This window comes from Streptomyces sp. NPDC104309 (assembly GCF_055584025.1).
This window is the reverse complement of record NZ_JBVJMV010000080.1, coordinates 1-20386: the sequence shown is the minus strand read 5'-3', so window position 1 is coordinate 20386 and position 20386 is coordinate 1. Positions and strand designations below refer to the sequence as shown.

The following is a 20386-nucleotide window of genomic DNA, read 5'->3' as shown; positions in this document are numbered from 1 at the left end:
CGCGACCGCGCTCGACGGTCAGCTCCATCTCCAGCTTGCCCTTGCCGTTCAGCGTGGCCAGGACCAGGTCCGGGTTGTGGACCTCGACACCGGCCAGCGCCCCGCTTCTGCCGTCGCATCGGACCTGGGGTGTCATCTAACCCTGTCGTCAGCCGTCATCGGATCTCATTGGATCCGAGGCGCCGTCAGGCCCCGGAAAACCTGGGTCGATTGGACGCCGGGAGGCCCTGTCGTCATTCGATCGTTTGACGACAGGCGCCCACGATGAGCGATGGCAGTCTCAGGCCGCGCGGAGGCAGAAGGGATGTCCGGCGGGACTGGCGTACACGCGGCTGCCGGTGCTGGCGTCTGAGCTGGACTCCTCTGTGGGGCGCAGGCGGGTGGCGCCGGAGTCGATGGCGGCGCGGTCGGCGGTCGCGAGGTCTTCGACGGCGAAGTCGAGGTGCATCTGCTGGGGGGCGCCGTTCGGCCAGCCCGGGGCGGTGTGGCTGGGGGCGGACTGGACGACGATCACGGGCAGGCCGGGGGCCTGGATGAAGTGGTGGGTGGGGGTGGTGGTGGTCGAACCGCCGAGCAGGCGGTGCCAGAAGGAACCTTCCGTCTCGATGTCGGCGGCGTCGATGATCACGGAGGTCAGGGTGAGGGGCATGGTGGTGGACCTGTTCTTGGTGCTGGCTGGTGTTCAGACGGTGGGGAGGATGCCTCCGTCGACGCGGAACTGTGCTCCGGTGAGCCATTTCGCGCGGCTGGAGGCGAGGAAAGCGATCATCTCGGCGACGTCCTCGGGGTCTCCGGGGCGGTCCATGGGGATTTTCAGGTGGTTCACGATCTGGCGGGTGATCTCGTCCGTGGTCACGCCCTGCTGCTCGGCCATGTGCCGCAGGTGGGCGGTGGCGCCGTCGGTGACGACGAAGCCGGGAAGAACGCAGACCACGCGCATTCCGTGTTCGCCGACCTCGGTGGCCAGTTCGCGGCTGTAGGCGTTCAGTGCGGCCTTGGCTGCGGCGTAGGAGGCTTCCGTGCGCTGGGGCAGCTGGCTGGCGATCGAGGAGACGTGCACGACGACGCCGGAGCCCCGCTCGACCATGCCCGGCACCAGGGCCCGGTCCAGGCGCACGGCGCTCAGGAGGTTCATCCCCAGGTCCGCCTGCCAGGACTCGTCCGACCGGCTCAAGGTCGGTGCCGGGGGGCTCGCCGCGCCGGCGTTGTTCACGAGGACGTCCACGCCGCCCATGTGGTCGATGACGCGGCGGCCGAGGTCGGCCACCCCCTCCGGCGTGGAGAGGTCCGCCGGCATGAAGGTGGCGCCGCTGTCCGCGGCGGGCCGACTGCGGGAGGCCGACAGCACGGTCGCGCCCGCGGCAATGAACCGGCGCACGGTCGCCGCACCCAGGCCCCGGCTGCCGCCGGTGACCAGGATCCGCAGGCCCTCCAGCTCCTCATTGATGGTGGGCATCGGATAGTCCTTCCGTAAGATGAACCTGACTCCGGAAACGATACACAGAAACGGAACCGGACTCACCTTATGGAGGTTCCTTGCCGTCATCACGCCCGCTGCGCGCCGACGCGCGCCGCAACCGGGAAGCCTTGCTGTCCGCTGCCCGCGAAGCATTCCTCGCCGGTGACACCGACGCGCACGTGGAAGAGATCGCCCGCAGCGCCGGAGTCGCCGTCGGAACGCTCTACCGGCACTTCGAGACCCGCGAGGCACTGATCGAGGAGGTCTACCGCAAGGAGGTCGACGACCTGTGCGCCGCCCCCGAGCAGCTGCTGGAGCACCACGCCCCGCAGGAGGCCCTGCGCCGCTTCCTGCTCCTGCTGGTCGACCACGCGGCCGTGGGCAAGGGGATGTCCGTCGCGCTGGAGAGCATCATGGCGAGCGACTCACCGGTCTTCGACGACGCCCGCACCCGCATGGGCGACGCCCTCACCCGCCTCCTCGAGGCCGGATCCGCGGCCGGCACCGTCCGCGGCGATGTCACCGGCCCCACCCTGCTGCGGGCCCTGGGCGGTATCTGCGCCATGCGCGTGAGCGACGGGTGGCTCGACGAAGCCCGCCAGATCACCAACCTCCTCCTCGACGGCCTGCGCCACGGTGCCCCTCACGCGACGTGAGCCGAAGAGCGCGCGGCGTGCTACTCCTGCCCGTCGTCGTCCTCGTCCAGGTCCGGGGCGTCCGCATCACGCAGCGGCCGCAGGGTGCCGGCGACCGGGACGCTCGCGGTGAAGCTGTAGCGTCCGAGCAGGTTCAGGTTCCGGTGCTTGAGCGGGGAGAGCCGGGCGACATCTTCGACGCGGATCTCGTGGCCCTCGGCACGCAGCTGGGCGACGGCCGCGTCGATGTACTTCGTGGTCCACAGCACGATGGCGTTGAGTACCAGGCCGAGCGCGCCGAGCTGGTCCTCCATCCCGTCCCGGTACGCCTGGTGGATGGTGCCGCGCTTGCCGTGGCACACGTCGCGGGCGAGCTTGTGCCGGGACTCCTGCACGGTGAGCTGCCGGTTCATCTGGCGGCGGTAGGTGTCGTCCACCGGGTCGACCACGCGCAGCAGGTGCTCGGTCTTCGCGATCCGCCCGTACTCGGCGAACGCCGCCCCGAGCGGGGTGGGGCGGCCGTCGCGGCCGAACATGCGCAGCAGGTCGTAGGCGCGGACCTGGTTGGTGACCAGGGAACCGGCGACCTTCAGCATGTCGGGCCAGTGCGTGATCACCTTGTTCAGGTTGACCCGGTTACGGGCCAGCTCCTCCACCGGGCCGTACGTACCGGTCTCGACGCCGGGCATCGTGGCCCGCCAGAACCGCTGATCGTCCAGGTCGCGGAAGCGGGGGCTGAAGTTGTAGCCGAGGATCTTGAACAGGCCGAACACCATGTCGGAGTACGAGGCGTTGTCGGTGGCCACCATCTCCGGCTTCACCCCGGCGTCCAGGTTCAACAGCGCGTCCAGGATGTGCAGGGAGTCACGCAGGGTGCCCGGCACGACTATCTGCCCGATGCCCGCGACCTGGTCGTTCACGGTATTCAGCCAGGTGATGCCGCGCTTGAAGTGGTCATACTTCGGCGACGGCCCGGCGTGGATGGTCCGCTTCGGCACCACGAAGCGCAGCCCGTCGACCGAGGCCAGCAGCCCCTCGCCCCAGAACTTCACGATCGGCACCTTCGCTTGAGCTTTGATCAGCTTCGCGTTCGCCGCGGCGATGGTGTCCACCCGCAGGTAGTACTGATCGACGTGGACCAGCCGGGCCCGCGTGAGCGCCTCGTCGTCGGCGTCGATGACCGGCGTGTAGCCGATGTTGCACGCCTCGCTCACCAGCAGCGCGACCAGCGAGGTCTTGATGTCCTCCATGCGCGTCCGGCCGTCGCCCAAGTGCACGAAGGCGTTCAAGAACCCGGTCCAGAAGTCCACCTCGAACAGCAGGTCCGGCAGGTCGATCTTCGGGAGCATCTTCTCCACCCGCCGGCGCAGCCAGGTCAGCGACTTGGGCTCGCCGAGCGCGCCGAGCTTGTCGACGTGCAGCTTCACCCGCCCGTCCTCCTGGACCTCGATGGAGATCTTCGCCTCCGGGCCGGCTTCTTCCAGGCGGGTCGCGAGCTGTTTCCATCCGGCGTCCAGGCCACGCACCAGCTCCGCCAGGTGCTCGGTGACGGGCATGTCCAGGCTCAGGGCCGCCAGCACGTCCTCCTTGACCGCGTCCCAGTCCGCACCGTCCAGGAGGCGGGCGCGCGGGTTGGACCAGCGGTGCGAACGGCCCAGGATCTCGACCGGCAGGCCGGACAGCAGGTAGGCGATGCGCGGGGCGTCGTATCCGGCGTCCAGCACGATCAGGACCTCCGGATCACCCTCGGCCCACTGGCCCGCTGCGACGAGCCGTTCGATCACCTCGCGGACCTGGCGGGCGGTGACAGCAGCCAGGTCGGCGCCGGGGGCGAGGCGGACCGCGTCCAGGAACGCGGACCAGGAGGTGCGGCCGGTCTCCAGGGCGACGACGACCGAGTACGGCCAGCCGGGCATCATCTGGTGCTTGGCGTTGCCGCGGCCGTAGGTGTGGCAGAACGAGCGGTCCGGCACGGTTCCGGCGTCCGGACGCAGCCACGGCGAGACATCGACTGCCAGGACCAGCCGGCCATCGGCCGCCCGCGGCAGCGGCACCCCGGCCAGGGCCCACCGCAGCCGGGCAACATCCACCCGGCCACGGTTGAGACCGGCGTAGAGGGCGCCGTGACCCCGGCGGTGCTCGGGTGCCAGAGCGAGATCCACGAGCGACCGCACCGGTCCGTCCGTGCACAGCACAGCGTCGGCCAGCTCGAACAGTGCATCCGCGCGGGCGGTCAGGCAGTCGTAGAAGTCGGTCCGGAACCGGGACAACACGGTCAGGGACTCGACGCGAACAACGTCGTGCAGCAGACTCACCCTCACCACCTGGGCGTGATCAAAAGCGTATCAACAACGCACATGATCACACCAAGGCCGCACCGCTGTCGCACCAGCTCTCACTGGTCGGCGGGCACTCAACTGGCCGAATTGGCCAAGTCGTTAATACAACCTGAACTCCTGCGCCAGACGTTTCCCGTTGCGGCCGCATGTCAGAACATCTTTGGCAGGATGCGGGGGTCGCGGACCATGAACTCCTGCTCGGTGTGCAGCACACGGTCGCCCGCGAACTGGTCCAGCGCAGCCAGGATCTGCACTTTATCGGCGCCGAAGGTCCCGATCGTGGCAATAACGCGGTAGCCGAGCTCGTGCAGCTCGTCGGAGAAGCGCATGTCCTTGGTCGAGGGGTACGGAACACTCGGCCGCAGTCGGACCACCAGCATGTGGTTGCCCTCGTAGACTTGGGTCAACTTTGGGTTCACCGAGCCGCGCTTGGGAGGCAGGACGCCCACGTGCGAGATGTCCCTCCACGGCGTTCGCAACGTCACAGCGGTGGCCGTACTCCTGTTCACGTGCACTGTGATGGCTGAGCGGTCAATGACTAATTCCGCCTCCGAGGGCAGGGATTGGTGGACTCCAGCGGTGATGAGTCCCATCAGGGCCGCCATGATGGCCCCGAACACGGGGATTCCCCACAGCCAGCTCGCGTCGTGGTTCATTACCGCGAACAGCACAGGCAGCCCGACGACCATCAGTGAGAGGACCCCATTGCCTACCTTCGAGTTCTCCTTCATCTGCTTCTTCGCCGCCGCTCGGTCGCGGCAAAACCGCACTTCGTCCACCGGGTCGGTTGGTGGTTTGTCGTGTTCGGCCGGGCCTCGCACGAGTGCCAGACCTCCGGCGGTGTCGGTCGCCCGCTGGCGTGGTCGGGGCATGCCGCGGGATTGGAGGCTCGCGGCGACGCTGCGGTAGATCTCGTCGAGGGTGAGCGGGCGCGGGCTCTCCAGCGCCGTCAGCAGTGCCCCTGTGAAGGCGGTGTACCGCTCGCCGGCGAGCGCGTAGGAAGGGGCGTTGGCGCTGGTGGATGTCATGGTGTAGGTGCCCGCGATGGACAGCTGACCGTCGATCAGGCCCTCCTCGCTGGTCATCACCTCAATGGCCCGCCCGGAGAAGCAGCAGTCCAGAATGAGGACGCGGGCGGCGGCGCCGCTGCCGCCGAGGTCCTCGCGCAGCAGGTCCACGCTCAGCGAGCTGTACTTCGGAGCGTCAGCTCGGGTTGCGTTCGTTGCCAGGTACAGTCGTCCCCGGTCGTCTACCAGGCCGTGGCCGGCGTAGTAGATCAGCAGCATGTCCGAGGCTTCCGCAGCGGCCTTGCTGATGGCGCGGCCGATGTCGGCGGTGGAGCTCGCCGGGTCCGCGACCTCGCAGTGCTTGGGTTCCAGCACACCCGTGGTGTTGTGGGTGAGCCGGCGCCACAGGCTCGCGACGTTCTCCCGCACGGCCGGGAGGTCCGCCAGTTCGGGGGATTCCGGGAAGTGGCTGACACCGATCAGCACGGCGCGTGACCGGGCCGGATCGGGGAACCGGCTCACCCCTGCTGCTCCGGCGCGTCGACCAACTGCCTGATCTCATGTATCAGGCCGGGTACGTCGTCCTGGCGTAGACGCGCGTCGACCTCGACGCTACGACCATCGGGCCGTTTGACGGTGACCTTCACGTCCGTATGGCGCTGGGTAAGCCAGGTGGACAGCGAGCGGGCGAGCACCGCTCCCACCCCGCCCGATCCCACTGCGATGGTGAGCACGTCGAGCAGACCACCCATCTCTGCGCCGGTCCCGCTGCCGGAGGATTCCAGACGCAGCCGCCCGCGCAGTTCGTCCTCATGCCTCAGCCAATCGAGCAGCGACTGCAGCGCGTTGGGGGCCTCGGCCACGGTGATCCGTAGTAGCGGCTCGGTTTCCGCGTTGGTGTCCATGACACCATCCTGACAAGAGCGGGGCCAGTCCGTCATGAACTGAGTGGAGTTCTTCACATGCAGTGACGGGAAGTCAGCGGTCGGACAGGCAGTTCCCTCACGCCGCCAGCGGCGAGAAGGCGATTCCTCCCAGCCACCGCCGCCATCCTGACCGTGCCCAAGCACCCAGCGGGCCGATCCCGGCCAGGGAGGCCGCGCCGGGGAGCGCCACAGCACCATCGTGTTCCACGGCCGGTCAGACTCCGGTGGCGAGAGCTTTCACAGATGCCAGGGACGTTAAAAGACAAGTTGAGTGCCTGTTTCTGAACCCCCGGCACGCGTGGGCTCGGTAGCCTGATAGCCAGCAGGCCGAGGGCGAAGGTGGTGGCCACCACCTTCAGATCGATCAAGCTGCCGGGCCTCGCGGGCCCCTGGATGGCGCTGCTGATGAGCAGCGTCATGGCGTGTACGCCGCATCTGCTGCTTGGGCAGGGTTCTCCATGAGACGCGCGTACGCCCCGACGAGGTCGCCGTCACGGTCGGCCTCGGGGACACCGTCGCGGAAACGCTTCCATGCTTCGGGGAAGAACCGGCCCACGCCCCGGTAGAGCCAGTCGATCTCGTAGCGACGGGTGCTGGTGACAGAGACGAGCACGATCTCTGACACCCGCTCCGGGTACCGTTCGGCGTACGCGAGGCTGAGCGTGGAGCCCCACGAGCCGCCGAAGAGCAGCCACCGGTCGACGCCGAGGTGCTCGCGCAGCTGCTCCATGTCGGCGATCAGGTTCTCGGTGGTGTTGAGCTTCATATCGGTGTCAGGGTCGCTCGCGTGAGGTGTGCTTCGGCCGCATCCGCGCTGGTCGAAGAGAATGATCCGGTAGCGCTCCGGGTCGAACGACTTGCGCGGCCCTGTCGAGCAGCCAGAACCAGGGCCGCCGTGGACGACGAGAGCGGGCTTGCCGTCAGGATTGCCGCAGGCCTCCCAGTAGACGAGGTTTCCGTCGCCGGTATCGAGCATTCCGTGGTCGTAGGGTTCGATCGGGGGGTAGGGGGCGGCCATGTCCGGCTCTCCTCCATCGAGTTTGTCGAAGGCGTAAGCCGAACACAGTACGCGCGGACCAGGTCTGCTCTTCAGCCTTCGACCGATGGCCGGAAGTTAAAGAACTTCCCAATGACGATGTCAAGCCGTAGTTGTGACGTTCGGTAGGGCTTGATAGCACGCTCCGTCGCGGATCATTGCCCACAGAACATTGGCTCTGCGGCGGGCAAGAGCAAGCAGAGCCTGCTTGTGCCCCTTCCCTTCGTTCCGCTTGCGCCAGTAGTAGCTGTGCGATGCGGGGCACGATCTCAGGCTGGCCATCGAGGAGAGGTAGAAGGCCCGAAGCAGGCCGCGGTGGTAGCGGCGGGGCCTGCGCATGTTGCCGCTGACGCGGCCGGAGTCACGAGGAACGGGGGCAATGCCTGCGAAGGAGGCCAGGCGGTCGGGGGTGCCAAAAGCTGCCATGTCTCCGCCGGTGGCGGCAATGAACTCGGCGCCGAGCAGAGCCCCCATGCCGGGCAGACTGCGGATCACTCTGGAATGTGGATGTTCGTGAAACCGAGCCTCGATGAGTGCGTCGAGCTCGGCGATCTCCGCGTCGAGCGCCATCGCCCCTTTCGCCAGGCGGGCCACCATCGCGCCCGCCAGCTTCTCGCCGGGCAGTGCGGTGTGCTGCGAATGGGCTGCCTCAACGACGGTCTCTGCGAGAGCGCCCGCGTTCTTGACCTTGCGGTTCTTCAGCCAGGTCCCGATCCGGCTGGCACCGCTGCGGCGGATCGCGGCCGGTGTCTGGTAGCCGGCCAGCAGGACGACCGGGCCCTTCTTGCTCAAGTTCAGCGCCCGCTCCAACGCCGGGAAGATCTCAAGAAGTTGAGCTCGGAGCCGGTTGATCTGCCGGGTGCGATCGTTGACCAGGTCAGTGCGACGGGCGGTGAGAGTGCGCAAGTCAACGGCTATCTCGTCGCCAGGCCGCAGTAGACCGAGGTCCTTGCGCATGCGGGCCTGGTCGGCGATGACGAAGGCGTCCTTCTCATCCGTCTTGCCCTGGCCCCGATACGCGGTCGACGCCTGGTGCACAGCCAGGCCAGTGATATAGGCCATCGGCTGGTCGTGGCTGAGCAGCAAGCCGATCAGCAACGCGGCGCCACCGTGATTTATGTCCACCGCCCACAGGGCCTCGCCGGAGAGCGCCAGCACGTCTGAAATCAGCTCCAGCAGAGCCGTCTCATCGTTGAGGACTCGGCGTGAAAGCAAACGTTCGCCCTGGGTATCCAGCACCACGCAGTGATGGTGTTCCTTGCCGATATCCACTCCGGCCCAGATCTGGGGCACGGCCACCTCCGCCAGCTCGTCGTCAACAACAGTCCCGCAGACGACCTCGCCGACGTTGTCCTACGAAGCGATCAAGTCGCGTATCCCAATTAGCGGTCGAGTCGTCGCGGGGCTCCGGGCGGCCAAGTTCTTTGAGCCATCCAACGGCGACAAGCTCACAGCCATACCCAGAACCCCTGGGCCCTGCCGATCTTACGAAGGACCGACTCAGACCCACGCTTGGAAGGTAGGACAAGCTCACAGCCATACCCAGAACCCCTGGGCCCTGCCGATCTTACGAAGGACCGACTCAGACCCACGCTTGGAAGGTAGGACAAGCTGAGTCTCAGAGGAAACCCACGGGCCTGTTGCCCCAATATTAGGGGATTCAGCCGTGGGTTCGCGGTGAAGTCGCGGGGCCGACCGGCTCGCCGAGGACGGCCAACTCCTCCTCGGTCAGGCGCAGGCTTCCGGCGGCGATGTTCTCTGCCAGGTGTACCGGGTTCGCGGTGCCGGGAATGGCCAGCACGTGCGGACCGCGGTGGAGGGTCCAGGCGAGCCGTACCTGGGCCGGCGTCGCATCGTGGGCGCGGGCAACGGACTGGACGCGCGCGTCCTGTTCCTGGTCTGCGGCTGCCTCACGCCGCAGGCCGGAGACCGCGAAGAACGGGACGAAGGCGATGCCCTGCTCCCCGCACAGGTCCACCAGCCCACTCTCGTCGGCGCGGCGCCAGTCCAGGCCGTAGGAGTTCTGCACGCAGACCACCGGCGCAATCGTTTGAGCCTCGGCCACGTGCTCGGGCAGGACAGCGGAGAGCCCGAGGTGCCGGATCAGGCCGGCCTCGCGCAGTTCGGCGAGGGCGCCGAACTGCTCGGCGATCGAAGCTGTGCGGGGGCCGTCGGCGCGCAGGTTCACCACGTCCAGGTGGTCCCGGCCAAGCTGTCGCAAGTTCTCCTCGACCTGGCCACGCAGTTGGTCAGGGCGGGCCCTGGTGATCCACTCGCCGGAGGGATCGCGTGCCGGGCCGACCTTGGTCACCACGACCACGTCGCCGTGCCAGGACGAGAGGGCGCGGTTGATGAGCTCGTTCGCGGACCGCAGTGGCGAGAAGTAGAAGGCGGCCGTGTCGATGTGGTTGACGCCCTGTTCGAACGCGCTGTGCAGCAAGCCGACGGCGGCATCGCGGTCGATCGGCGTGCCGTCGGAGTTCCCCATCATGCCGTTGCCCGTCAATCGCATCGTGCCGTAGCCGATGCGATTCACCTCCAGGTCCCCGAGCTTCCAGGTCCCTGCTGCCGCCGCTGCGCTCACCGTGCTCCTTCGCCCGTCGGTTCGTCAGGTCCTGGAGTATGGGGCCGTCACGGTGTGCTGCGACAGATCAACGGACTGGGCGAAACGTCACATTCCTATCGGGAACTAATCGCCGCCGCAGAGCCGTTGGACCTGTCGAGAGAGCGTCAGTCAGGACGAAGTTTCAGACCTTGTGCTGCTGTCCTGGCGAGGCGGCGGACGATGGTGGCTGCGTTCAGCGCGGCTGGGCAAGGCGATCACCACCCCGCCGGTCCGATGCGGCTCAGACCAGCGAGACGAAACGCCGCCTGCCCGCGAGCAGAGGCTGGGGAATCGAGGCGAGCAGGTCTGTCCCGTGCCTGAGTACGGGGTGGGAATTTTCAATTTTCAATAGCCCCATCAGAGCTGGTCTCCAAGGGCCGTTCCAGGAGATCGCGGGCAGAGTTCGCATAGCGAATCGCGGTCTTTTCGTCCAGGCCGAAGACCTCAGCGAGGTGGAGAGGGTCGGGGCCATGGGCGAGGGCCTCTTCGAGCTGCCGGTCGACGCGGAGCTGTTCCAGGGTGGCTGCTTGGCCGCGAAGGGGTGCGGTCAAGGAGACCGCGCTGACCGGGGCAGTGCCCAAGGCGGTGAACTTGTTGATCAGGAGGTGCGGGTTGGCCGTGTCCGGCCAGCGACGGCGTCGGTAGTCCAGCCACTCGCGGGCGACGTGCAGTGTCAGTTCGTCCAGGGGACGGACGTGGTCGTTGATCACGAGTTTGCGGTTGCCGATGTCGAGGTCGTCAAGCTGGAGGCGTCGGATCGCGCAGCGTGTACTGCGGCGAGCGCGAGGACCAGGCGGTCCGCCGGCTTGGCGACCGTGGCAACGGATGTGTTGATGCGCCGGGCATGCGCACCTGATCGAGGGCCTGCTGCGGCACTGCACCGACGCCGAGATCGAGTCGAACTACGTCGACACCCACGGTGCGAGCGTCGTCGGGTTCGCCTTCACCGAACTGCTCAACTTCCGCCTGCTGCCGCGGCTGAAGAATATTGGCAGCATCCGCCTGTACCGCCCGGACGACGCCCCGCCCGGCTGGCCCGCGCTCGGCGCCTCGCCGACGCGGCCGATCCGCTGGGAACTGATCGAGCAGCAGTACGACCAGCTAGTGAAGTACGCGACCGCGCTCCGGCTCGGGACAGCGGAGGCCGAGCAGGTCCTGCGGCGCTTCACCCGCGGTGGCCCCAAGCACCCCACCTACCAGGCACTCGAAGAACTCGGCCGCGCCGTGCGCACGATCCTGCGACTACCTGGCCAGTCCCGGCCTGCGCCGCGAGATCCACGGCGGGCTCCAGGTCGTGGAGAACTGGAACAGCGCGAACACCGTGCTCCACTACGGCAAGGACGGCGCCCTGACCGGCCCGGACAAGGAGCACGCCGAGACGTCGATGCTCGCCCTGCACCTGCTCCAGTCTGCGCTCGTGCATGTCAACACCCTGCTGATGCAGCAGGTCCTGGCCGAACCGGCATGGGCGAAGAAGCTGAGCGACGAGGACCGACGCGGCCTGACCGCGCTGTTCTGGTCCAACGTCAACCCGTACGGCACCTCCCGCCTGGACATGAGCAAGCGCATCGACCTGGGGCCGGCCGCCGTGCCCCGTCCCCGAACCCCGGCGGAGGCCGCCGACCGATCGAGCGCGGAGATGCGATGAAGGACTTCGCCGACCTCACCGACCCCCGGATGAACGGAGCCGCGCGGCGGGCACCGGGGCCGGTCACGGTGAGCACATCGCCGGACACCTCCAGGACTGCCGACCAGTCGGCGGCGGGCCCGGCTCCCGGGACGCTGAGGGATGGTTCCGGCGCTGGGTCCGGGTCTATTTGCTCGGCCTCACCGCCCGGGTCATTGGCCCGTCTCAAATGTTTTCGAGATTGTCGGCAACGGTGGAGGTCGGGGTGTGGAGGATGGCGTCGAACGCCTCAAGGATGGGGGTGTGGAGGTAGGCGCTTTGGATCCGGATGCGGTCGGGGCCCGGGGCAAGGTCGGCATTTCCATGGGCCGCCTGCGGGCGTGCCTGGTGGAGATCGGCGATGCTGAGCCCGAGTTCGGCGTCGGCGAAGGCGGCTTCGATGCTTCCCGGCTCGGCCGGCTCCAGCGCGGTGGCGTCGATGGTGAAGCCGAAGGGCGTGTTCTCGTCGCGGGGCATGTCCGCGGTATGTCCGGTGGTGCTCGCCAGACCGAGGGCGAAGTAATCATCGCCGAGCGCGCGGTGCAGGTGCTGTCCCATGGGGAGTCCCGTGAGGTGGCCGTTGAAGGCCACCGGTGTCTTCTGGATGTGGGCGTTGTGAGCCGCCAGCACGACGCGGGTCCCGGGTTCAAAGCGGTCCAGGTGCCACAGGACCGACTCGGCCATGTAGACGTCGCGGGCTGAGGTGTCGGCGGTCAGCCCTTTGCCGGCGAAGAGGTCGGCCATGGCGCGGAAGGTGTAGTCGGCGTGGCAGGCGCCTTCGAGTCGGCGCACGGCGATGTCGTAGCTGTGCTGGTCGCCGCGGGAGACGTACAGCGGTTCGACGGAGCGGAACCGGATGAGCAGGCGCGTCAGGGCCGCGCTGAGGGCGTCCTGTTCGGCGGTGGCCAGGCGTCCCCACGCGGGCGCGGCGACGGCCGCGGAGCCACCGGCGAACGATTCGGCGATCCGTATCGCCTCTTGGACGACCGGCAGGGTTTCGGGATCGATCCGGCGCAGGTAGTCGGCGACCGGGGCCAGGGCGGGAAGCAAGGACCCACCGGCCGCCGGGATGTCGATGCCGGTGAAGCGCACCGGTGTTGAGGCGGTTCGGTTGTGCCGGCGTATCCAGCGCAGCGGCTCGTCGACTCCCACGGGGATGGTCCCGGCGAGGTGCGCCGACAGGTCGTCGTCCGTCCCCTCACCCTGGGCCCACGCGTCAAGGGGGAAGCCTTCGCTGAAGCCGTACTCGAAGGCCAGGACGGTGAATCCGCAGCGCTCGGCCAGGAACCGCAGGATGCGCTCGCGCATGGATGCGAACTCGTTGATGAAGTGGGAACTTTCGCCGATCGCGACGACACGTGCGTCGCCGATGATGGCGCGCAGCGGCTCCAGATCGTCGAGTGGTGCCTCGGGGTCGAGGTGGTCGAGGGGGACGGCGTGGGTGCGAAGCCAATCGGCGAACGGGTTGTGGTGGAGCGAAGCAGGCATGCTGACAGCTCGATTCTCGGTGCTGGAATGGCGGATCGCGGATAGGGGAGCGGGTCACCACGCAGGTCGTCCTGGGCCGGGTTCGTTCAACGGTCCGTGGCGCTGGAAGTTGTTGGGTCCAGACGTTCCGTTTCCACGTGCCCGGGTGCCGCGTTCTCCAGGTCGTCGGTACTGCCGGACATGATCGTGCGGATGTGTTCGGTGATGTGCTGGAGCGGCCAGTCCCACCAGGCCAGGGCGAGGAGGCGGTTGATGTCGGCGTCGCTGTAGCGGCGACGGATGAGGCGGGCGGGGTTGCCGCCGACGATGCCGTAGTCGGGGACGTCGTCGACGACGACGGAGCCGGAGGCGATGATCGCTCCGTGGCCGATGCGGACGCCAGGCATCACCATGGACCGATAACCGAACCAGACGTCATGGCCCACCGCGGTGTCGCCTCGTCCGGGCAGGCCGGTGATGAGGTCAAGGTGCTCGGACCAGGAACCGCCCATGATCGGGAAGGGGAACGTGGAGGGGCCGTCCATGCGGTGGTTGGCGCCGTTCATGATGAACCGCACGCCCTCGCCCAGTGCGCAGAACTTCCCGATGACCAGCTTTTCCGGCCCGTAGTGGTACAGCACGTTGCGGGTCTCGAAGGCGGTCGGGTCATCGGGGTCGTCGTAGTAGGAGAAGTCTCCGACCTCGATCAGAGGCGAGGTGATCAGCGGTTTCAGCAGCACCACCCGCGGCTGCTCGGGCATCGGGTGCACCACGGTCGGGTCGACGGGAACAGGCGGCATTACGAAATTCATCCTTCCTGAGCGATGTCTGCGGGTGTCTGCGGGTCCGGAGGACCTCAGCACGTGGCGGCGGACGTATCAGTCGCCTGTAACGCCAGATGGGCGCCCCGCCAGTGCCGACGCAGCCGGCGGTCATGGCTGACGATGACGAGCGTGCCGTTGTACCCGCTCAGAGCGGATTCCAGCTCCTCGGCGAGGGCGGGCGAGAGATGGTTGGTGGGTTCGTCGAGCAACAGGACGTCCGATGGCGCACTGAGCAATCGCGCCAGGGCCAGACGCTGCAGCTGCCCGGTGGACAGCTGGCCGACTGGCACCGCGAGCTGGTCGCGGTCGAACAGGCCGAGGGACATTAGTTGTCCGGCGTGTCCGGCGGCCTCTCCTGTCCGGCCACGGGCGAAGGCGGCCAGCACGGTCTCGGCCGGGTCCCCGGGTCGCGGTTCTTGGGGGAGGTAGCCGATCCTGCCGCGGCAGGTGGCGCTTCCGCTGTCGGGAGTGACGTCCCCGGCCAGGACGCGCAGCAGGGTGCTCTTGCCCGCTCCGTTCGGCCCCGTGATCAGCAGGCGCTCGCCCGCCGTGACGGACAGGCAGGTGCGGGCAAGCCGATCCGTGACGGCGATGTCGGCGGCGTCGAGTACGACGCCCTGTAGGCGGCGGGTCCGCAGTACGGGGGTGAAGCGCAGTGGCTCCGGCGGGGGCGGGACCGGGTCGGCAAGGAGGCGGCGCAGCCGTTCCTCGGCGTTGCGCACCCGGCTGGCCAGCGATTGCTGCACGCGGCCGCCCGCCCGGTCGTAGGCCAACTTGTTGCCGTCCTTCATCGGATGGCCCGGGGCAACCTGGCGGGCGGTGGTCGCGGCTGCCTCGCGGAGCCGGTCGATGTCGGCCCGCCACTGGTCGTGCGCCTGGGCCCACCGCTGCCGGACAGCCGTCTTCTCGGCGAGGTAACCGGTGTAGCCGTTGCCGTACCGCACGACGCGACGCGTGTCGGCGTCCACCTCCAACAGGCTGGTCGCAACCCGTTCGAGGAAGACCCGGTCGTGGGAGACCGTCACGGTGGTGCCCCGCCGGGCGCGCAGGTGCTCTTCCAGCCAGCTCAGGGCACCGTCGTCGAGATGGTTGGTCGGCTCGTCCAGCAGCAGCACCTCCGGCGCCGCCGCCAGGCAGGCCGCCAGTCGTAACCTGACCCGTTCTCCGCCGGACAAGCTGCCCACCGTACGGTCACGGCCCACCAGCCCCAGGCCCAGTCCGTACAGGGCACGTTCCACGCGGGCGTCGGCGTCGTAGCCGCCGCGCAGCTCGAAGACCGTGAGCAGTTCGCCGTATTCGGCCATGCCGGACTCGTCACCGTCGGCCATCGCGGTCTCCAGACGGCGCATTCGCTGCTCGAACGCACGCAGATCGCTCAGCCCCCGGTCGATGACCTGCTGGACCGTCGCCTGCGCCGCCAGTTGCTCGTCCTGGGCGAGATAGCCGACCCCGCCGGTGGCCTGGACGACGACCTCGCCCTGATCGGGCCGTTCACGCCCGGCGAGCAGGCGCAGCAAGGTGGTCTTGCCCGATCCGTTCTCACCGATGATCCCGGTGCGCTCGCCCGCGGCGAGCGAGCAGGTCACCGAGTCAAGAACGAGCCTGCCGTTGAAGGACTTGCTGACGGCGAGTGCAGTGATCTGTGTGGGCATGCAGAGACTCCAAAGCATTCGAGAACGAGGTGGCCGTCGAGGGTTGCGCGGCCGGGCGAACGCTTCGGAAGAGCATCGATCACTCCACTAGTGCGACAACTGCTGCTTTAAGATCCTGCCATAACGACGACGCCCCGAGCAAAGGTATTCAGCGATGACTCCCGCAGACCCAGGACCGGAGGGCACCCTTCCGCCGCCGACCCGCCGCCGGCCCGGGGGCCGCACCGCCCGTATTCGTCAGCAGGTGCTCGACGCAGTCGTCGCCGAGCTCGGCGAACACGGTTATGACGGGCTCACCACCGACGCCGTCGCCGCCCGCGCCGGCGTGCACCGCACAACGGTGTACCGGCGCTGGGGGGACGTCGGCGGCCTGCTCGCCGACGTTCTCGACGCGGCGTCCGACGACGACTGGCAGCCACCGGACACCGGCTCACTGGAAAGCGACCTGGCAGCACTGAACCAGGAGATCCACACAGCCCTGACTACCCAGCCACCGGTCATGGCAGCACTGATCGCCGCCTCGTTCCGCTCCGAGAAAGCCGCCGAGGCCCAACAGCGGCTCTGGGAGGACCGGTACGCCCGCTGCGAAATCATCGTCAGCCGGGCTGTCCGGCACGGCGAACTACCACCGCCCACTGACGCCCGGCAACTGCTCATCGCGGCCACCGCACCGCTGTACCACCAACTGGTGCTCCTCCGCACGACACCCGACCCGCAACTGCCCGGCCATGCAGCCAGAACCGCTGCCCTCGCCGCAGCCGTCGGCGCCTTCGCCGAGCCCCCGTCAGCACGCGATGCCTGAGCGAGACTTCCCCAGCTCCGCACTGCTTGCAGCGGTTCGTTTCATAGGTGGTCGCTCATGAAACACCCGGCCGGGCGGTCGTCCACCTGCGGCGATCATGTTTCATGAGTTGTTGCAATCAACTGGACATCTGAAACACCCTCATGAAACAGTCCGGGGTCGTGAGCGACGACTTCAAGCGTGTGGAATCGCACGACTGCCCGATGTCCACCTGCGCCGCCCCGGCGGGCTCCCCGTGCCGGACCGGCAGAGGCAAGGTGGCCATCCAGTACCACACCGCCCGCTTCCGCCTCGTACCCCAACTCGCCAAGGCTCTCAGTGCCTGACGCTGTCGGGGATCTTGGCTTCCGCTCTGTACGTGCACTGCGCGTAGTGGGAAGTTGGTGAAGGACCTGCGCCGGGTGGGCTGGTCCTCGGCTCCACGTGTTCTGCTCGCTCTAGCTAGGGAGTCGACCGTGACCTCCGATCACGACATGCTGTGGCGTCGTTGCGCGCATCTGGGTCGGCTCCTGCTGCCTGTGGTGGACGAGGAGGAATGGCGCCGGGCCCGTCGTCACGAGCGCCTGGGCACCTGGGGTATCGACATCGCGGAAGGCGAGCGGCTGATCGAGGTTTTCGCGGCCCTGGCCGCACATGCCGTCGCGGTCGACACTTCCGTGTCTGCCGCAGAACTTGACGTCCTACCCCTGAGCGCGATGGCTGACGCCGCGACCGGTAAGCGCGACTTCGAGCTGCTCGCCGGGCTACCGGACACCTTCGCTGACGGCCGCGACGAACTGGCCGTCAAGGTCTTCCGGCTGTACACCTACAGGGGCGGGCAGTACAGCCGTCGGCTTTTCCAGCTGAGCGCAGAACTGCGCCGTGCGCTGAACGTCCTCGCCGAACGCTCGCGAATGCCGTCCCCCAGGTGCGGGCACGGCTTCTTCTGGGCGGCTGCAGCGGGCCTGTCCAGTGGTCATGGAGATTTGACGAACTGACAGTGGGTGCTGCTCCTTCGCTCAGATCGGCTCTGGCAGGGTCCGGAGCAAGTTGGTGAGCACCACCTTGCGAACGATCGGCCCAGCCTGCGGGGTGAGTGGCAACGCGCCAGGACCGCGGCCGGGGGATGTACTGCCGCCGCCCGCACCGAATTAGGCCTCATCGTCAGCGCGCTCAAGGACGCCTCCTACAGCGAGCGCGTCGGGCGCCGCCTGTTCGGCGCCGCTGCCGAGGCATCCCGGTCGGCCGGCTGGACGGCGTACGACAGCGGCCAGATCGCCGCCGCCGAACGCCACTACATCACCGCCATGCGGGCCGCCGCGAGCGCCAACGACCCGGTCGTCGGCGCCAACACGCTCGCGTTCTGGGCCATCCAGCAGTACTCCACCGGCAACCCGCGCGGCGCGATCGACCTCATCGAAGCAGCCCTTACCCAGGCCCCACGCATCGGCTCCGCCCGCATGACCGCCATGCTCCACGCCCGAGCCTGCCGGGCCCACGCACGCGCCGGCGACACCCGCGCCGCCGACAAGGCCGCCAACGCAGCCCTCGACACCTACGCCAACGCCGGCCCGATGGAAGCGGACCCCGCCTGCGTCTACTGGTTCAACCTCGGCGAAACCCACCAGCTCCTGGGCAGCTCCGCCCTCAACCTCGGCAACCCCCGCCAAGCCCTCAAGCACTTCCAGGACGCCTCCACCGCCCACCACAGTGAGGGCGAGGCGTACAACGGCGACGCCTTCCCTCGCGGACACGCCATCTACCTCGCGCGCCTCGCCGAAGCCCATCTCGCCCTCGGCGACATCGATGCCGCCGTCGACACCGCCCACACCGCCGTGGCCCGCATGGGCGGCGTCACCTCCGCACGCGGCACCAGCACCCTTGACGACCTGAGGCAGAAACTCGGACGCCGCCGCGGCGTACCCGTCGTCGCCGACTTCCTCAACTACACCGCCGACTAACGGCGTGAGCGGCACACCGGGCCAACGAGCTACGTGACGGCAGGGATGGCTTCTGTGAGGCGGTCCAGGCGCGTATAGCTCCAGCGGCGCGGAGAGGTGTCCGCCGGTTTCGCGGAGAACGACATCGGCGAGGGCGCCGCGGCCGTCGTCTTTGGGCAGGGCGGCGGCATGGCGCCGGACGTCGGCGGCCACGGCGCGGGCGTGCCCGGTCAGTTGGAGGGCGATCTGCTCGTAGTCGCGGGCTTGGAGGTTCGGGTCGGTCCACGCAAGGACGGCGGTGACGAGCGCTTCGTACAGGGCGCGGTCCAGCGGGAGTTCGGCCTCGATCAGCCGCGGGGGTCGAAGAGCACGACGTGTGTGTCGCTCATCGGTGGCCCGCCGCGTCGTCCTGGTCGTGCTCGGCGGTGCCGGCGTCCAGGGCCCGGACGGCGAGGAAGCGGGCGCAGCCGCGGTCGGCGCGGGCAATCAGCGCCGAGGAGGGCCGGCCGAATCCCCTGGCAGCCTGGCGACGGCGCCCCGTCCGCAGGACTACAGGCCCTCCCGTCGCTGGGAGCGCGACGGAGTCTGGGCCATGGTGCCGGCCGGGCTGCAGGCCCGAGGGTCGCAGCCCAGCCGGCGCCCTGTCGGGATCTTGGCGTTCTCCGGGGTAGGTTCGAGGTGGTGTCCGAACGCGGTCGGTGTCAGTCGTCTCGTGGGCAGGTCTACGCATGAGGCCCGGATCCACAGGATCCGGGCCTCATCTCGCTTCAGTAGCGGGGACAGGATTTGAACCTGCGACCTCTGGGTTATGAGCCCAGCGAGCTACCGAGCTGCTCCACCCCGCGTCGGTAGGCGTAACACTACGCCACCCACGGCACCACCCAAGACCAGGCCGCTCTCATCAGGACTCGCATGAATCGGACGATGCGGGCGACCGCAGCACTCCACTGGCCAATGAGCTGCTCAGTCACAGTCGGCTAATCCAGGCGGCACCGAGGCGGCGGCCCGGCGCCGCTCCTCCTCCGCGTCGGCGCGGGCGACCTGGCGGCGGTAGAGGGCGTCGCCGTCGGGGTTGTCGAGCGCGGCCGTCAGCGTCTGCTCGCCCTCGCGGCCCAGCCGCCGCCACACCGCCGCGCCCGCGCCGTGCTGGAGCTGCTCCAGGGTGGTGACGAGGACGGGCACGGCCTGGCCGTAGTCCCGGGCCGTGATGCCCCGGTGGTAGGTGTCGCACCGGCGCGGCGCCTGGCCGCGCAGGAGCTGCGACCGCGGCCGGTCGAGGCCCCGCCCGCGCCGCGTCAGAGGCGCACGAAGCCGCCGGTCTCCGCACAGGATCCCGTCGTACGGCCGAGGACGGTGTGGTCCTCCGACGCACCTCGCGCTACCGCTCCAGGCCCGGTGCAACAGCCGGTGCGGACGGCGCCGCCCGTACCGGCGACCCGCGATGCTTCCCCCCATGCCCGTGGCGGAAGTGCGTCCGGTTCCTCGGGACGGTCAGCCAGGGCTTCTGGGGGCGGGACGACTCGCGGAGCTCGCGACCGACCTGCGGCCGTTGCTGGAGCAGACCGCTCGAGCCGGGGCCACCACCACGTGGACGGCGATCCGCAAGCGTCTGCCGGCCCTTGTGCGTCTGCACCGCGATGACGAGAGCGTACTGCTGTGGCTCGTCGACGACGATCGCGATCAGAGTGAGCCGCTGCTGTCAGCTCTGGTCACGGTCGGCGACCGGCAGATGCACCCGCGGTTCCCCACCATCGCCGAACAACTCGGTGTTTCCGCCGGACGCTCTTCGGAGCAGCAGCGCTCCACCTGGAACTACGAGGTATTGAAGGCGCACCCAGCACTGGCGTCACCGGCGCTGATGCCAGGCATGGGCTGAGCAGGCTCGGCGGGTGTCCGTCTACTCGGGTCCTGGGTCGCGCAGCGGGTTGCGGTGGCCGCAGTCCCAGCACTTCAGCTGAAAGGGCCATGGCCGATCGGGTGTGATGCAAGGATCAGCGGACCGCGGTCGGGGAGATCCTCGGCGGCGCGTCGATCTGTCGTGCCCGCGGC

18 protein-coding genes, 1 tRNA gene and 4 pseudogenes are annotated in these 20386 nt (G+C 68.5%); 8 read left to right on the top strand and 15 right to left on the bottom strand.

Features of this window, described 5'->3' with window-relative positions:
* Positions 1-280: 280 nt before the first annotated feature.
* Both ACZ68L_RS44595 and ACZ68L_RS44590 read right to left on the bottom strand, forming a co-directional pair.
* Positions 281-649, bottom strand: a complete 369-nt coding sequence (locus ACZ68L_RS44595; protein WP_469590133.1) for a VOC family protein — start codon at positions 647-649, stop codon at positions 281-283.
* A 33-nt stretch (positions 650-682) separates the two neighbouring features.
* Positions 683-1456: an oxidoreductase gene (locus ACZ68L_RS44590; protein WP_469590130.1), complete on the bottom strand. Its 774-nt coding sequence runs from the start codon at positions 1454-1456 to the stop codon at positions 683-685.
* 80 nt (positions 1457-1536) lie between these two features.
* On the opposite strand from ACZ68L_RS44590, the gene ACZ68L_RS44585 reads away from it, so the two are divergent.
* Positions 1537-2115: a TetR/AcrR family transcriptional regulator gene (locus ACZ68L_RS44585; protein WP_469590127.1), complete on the top strand. Its 579-nt coding sequence runs from the start codon at positions 1537-1539 to the stop codon at positions 2113-2115.
* A 20-nt stretch (positions 2116-2135) separates the two neighbouring features.
* Here the strand turns inward: ACZ68L_RS44585 and ACZ68L_RS44580 are convergent.
* The 8 genes and pseudogenes from ACZ68L_RS44580 to ACZ68L_RS44545 all read right to left on the bottom strand — a co-directional run.
* Positions 2136-3743 (bottom strand): annotated as a pseudogene (locus ACZ68L_RS44580) (Tn3 family transposase); the annotation flags it as partial.
* A pseudogene (locus ACZ68L_RS44575) lies at positions 3744-4409 on the bottom strand (transposase); the annotation flags it as partial.
* A gap of 173 nt (positions 4410-4582) precedes the next feature.
* On the bottom strand, positions 4583-5962 hold the full coding sequence (locus tag ACZ68L_RS44570) for a caspase family protein (protein ID WP_469590125.1): 1380 nt from the start codon (positions 5960-5962) through the stop codon (positions 4583-4585).
* On the bottom strand, positions 5959-6345 hold the full coding sequence (locus tag ACZ68L_RS44565) for an effector-associated constant component EACC1 (RefSeq protein WP_469590124.1): 387 nt from the start codon (positions 6343-6345) through the stop codon (positions 5959-5961). Before ACZ68L_RS44565 ends, ACZ68L_RS44570 begins: the two co-directional genes overlap by 4 nt.
* A 469-nt stretch (positions 6346-6814) precedes the next feature.
* Positions 6815-7384: pseudogene (locus ACZ68L_RS44560) on the bottom strand (alpha/beta fold hydrolase); the annotation flags it as partial.
* 120 nt (positions 7385-7504) lie between these two features.
* A complete protein-coding gene (locus tag ACZ68L_RS44555; protein WP_469590122.1) occupies positions 7505-8695 on the bottom strand; it encodes an IS110 family RNA-guided transposase in 1191 nt (396 codons plus the stop codon).
* Between the two features lie 367 nt (positions 8696-9062).
* Positions 9063-9986, bottom strand: coding sequence for an oxidoreductase (locus ACZ68L_RS44550; RefSeq protein WP_469590120.1), 924 nt, complete (start codon positions 9984-9986; stop codon positions 9063-9065).
* 359 nt (positions 9987-10345) lie between these two features.
* The gene (locus tag ACZ68L_RS44545; protein ID WP_469590117.1) at positions 10346-10717 is read right to left on the bottom strand and encodes a hypothetical protein; all 372 of its coding nucleotides are present in this window, start codon (positions 10715-10717) and stop codon (positions 10346-10348) included.
* Between the two features lie 142 nt (positions 10718-10859).
* Here ACZ68L_RS44545 and ACZ68L_RS44540 point away from each other — a divergent pair.
* Positions 10860-11183 (top strand): annotated as a pseudogene (locus tag ACZ68L_RS44540) (Tn3 family transposase); the annotation flags it as partial.
* Entirely contained in the window at positions 11182-11655 is a 474-nt protein-coding gene (locus tag ACZ68L_RS44535) for a Tn3 family transposase (protein ID WP_469590114.1), read from the top strand. The pseudogene ACZ68L_RS44540 and the gene ACZ68L_RS44535, both read left to right, overlap by 2 nt.
* A gap of 204 nt (positions 11656-11859) precedes the next feature.
* On the opposite strand, the gene ACZ68L_RS44530 is transcribed toward ACZ68L_RS44535, so the two are convergent.
* The 3 genes from ACZ68L_RS44530 to abc-f form a co-directional block, all read right to left on the bottom strand.
* A complete protein-coding gene (locus tag ACZ68L_RS44530) occupies positions 11860-13161 on the bottom strand; it encodes an erythromycin esterase family protein (RefSeq protein ID WP_469590111.1) in 1302 nt (433 codons plus the stop codon).
* 86 nt (positions 13162-13247) lie between these two features.
* Positions 13248-13940, bottom strand: a complete 693-nt coding sequence (locus ACZ68L_RS44525; RefSeq protein ID WP_469590108.1) for a CatB-related O-acetyltransferase — start codon at positions 13938-13940, stop codon at positions 13248-13250.
* 56 nt (positions 13941-13996) lie between these two features.
* On the bottom strand, positions 13997-15616 hold the full coding sequence (abc-f, locus tag ACZ68L_RS44520) for a ribosomal protection-like ABC-F family protein (RefSeq protein WP_469590106.1): 1620 nt from the start codon (positions 15614-15616) through the stop codon (positions 13997-13999).
* 154 nt (positions 15617-15770) lie between these two features.
* Here abc-f and ACZ68L_RS44515 point away from each other — a divergent pair, with 154 nt between their 5' ends.
* From ACZ68L_RS44515 to ACZ68L_RS44500, 4 genes are all read left to right on the top strand, one after another.
* A complete protein-coding gene (locus ACZ68L_RS44515) occupies positions 15771-16418 on the top strand; it encodes a TetR/AcrR family transcriptional regulator (protein WP_469590104.1) in 648 nt (215 codons plus the stop codon).
* Between the two features lie 161 nt (positions 16419-16579).
* Positions 16580-16744 carry a zinc finger domain-containing protein gene (locus tag ACZ68L_RS44510; protein ID WP_469590101.1) on the top strand — a complete coding sequence of 55 codons (165 nt, stop codon included), beginning with the start codon at positions 16580-16582 and terminating at the stop codon, positions 16742-16744.
* Positions 16745-16873: 129 nt separating this feature from the next.
* Positions 16874-17395, top strand: coding sequence for a hypothetical protein (locus tag ACZ68L_RS44505; RefSeq protein WP_469590098.1), 522 nt, complete (start codon positions 16874-16876; stop codon positions 17393-17395).
* Between the two features lie 6 nt (positions 17396-17401).
* Positions 17402-18358, top strand: coding sequence for a hypothetical protein (locus ACZ68L_RS44500; protein ID WP_469590095.1), 957 nt, complete (start codon positions 17402-17404; stop codon positions 18356-18358).
* Between the two features lie 750 nt (positions 18359-19108).
* Here ACZ68L_RS44500 and ACZ68L_RS44495 read toward each other — a convergent pair.
* Positions 19109-19182, bottom strand: a tRNA-Met gene (locus ACZ68L_RS44495).
* A gap of 118 nt (positions 19183-19300) precedes the next feature.
* On the bottom strand, positions 19301-19519 hold the full coding sequence (locus ACZ68L_RS44490) for a hypothetical protein (RefSeq protein ID WP_469590092.1): 219 nt from the start codon (positions 19517-19519) through the stop codon (positions 19301-19303).
* 271 nt (positions 19520-19790) lie between these two features.
* On the opposite strand from ACZ68L_RS44490, the gene ACZ68L_RS44485 reads away from it, so the two are divergent.
* On the top strand, positions 19791-20213 hold the full coding sequence (locus tag ACZ68L_RS44485) for a hypothetical protein (protein ID WP_469590089.1): 423 nt from the start codon (positions 19791-19793) through the stop codon (positions 20211-20213).
* The last annotated feature ends 173 nt before the right edge of the window (positions 20214-20386 follow it).

Bases quoted from the DNA above. Each gene is read 5' to 3' on its own strand.
- ACZ68L_RS44595 (WP_469590133.1), bottom strand. From the start codon at position 649: ATGCCCCTCACCCTGACCTCCGTGATCATCGACGCCGCCGACATCGAG.
- ACZ68L_RS44590 (WP_469590130.1), bottom strand. From the start codon at position 1,456: ATGCCCACCATCAATGAGGAGCTGGAGGGCCTGCGGATCCTGGTCACC.
- ACZ68L_RS44565 (WP_469590124.1), bottom strand. From the start codon at position 6,345: ATGGACACCAACGCGGAAACCGAGCCGCTACTACGGATCACCGTGGCC.
- ACZ68L_RS44530 (WP_469590111.1), bottom strand. From the start codon at position 13,161: ATGCCTGCTTCGCTCCACCACAACCCGTTCGCCGATTGGCTTCGCACC.
- ACZ68L_RS44525 (WP_469590108.1), bottom strand. From the start codon at position 13,940: ATGCCGCCTGTTCCCGTCGACCCGACCGTGGTGCACCCGATGCCCGAG.
- abc-f (WP_469590106.1), bottom strand. From the start codon at position 15,616: ATGCCCACACAGATCACTGCACTCGCCGTCAGCAAGTCCTTCAACGGC.
- ACZ68L_RS44515 (WP_469590104.1), top strand. From the start codon at position 15,771: ATGACTCCCGCAGACCCAGGACCGGAGGGCACCCTTCCGCCGCCGACC.
- ACZ68L_RS44485 (WP_469590089.1), top strand. From the start codon at position 19,791: ATGCCCGTGGCGGAAGTGCGTCCGGTTCCTCGGGACGGTCAGCCAGGG.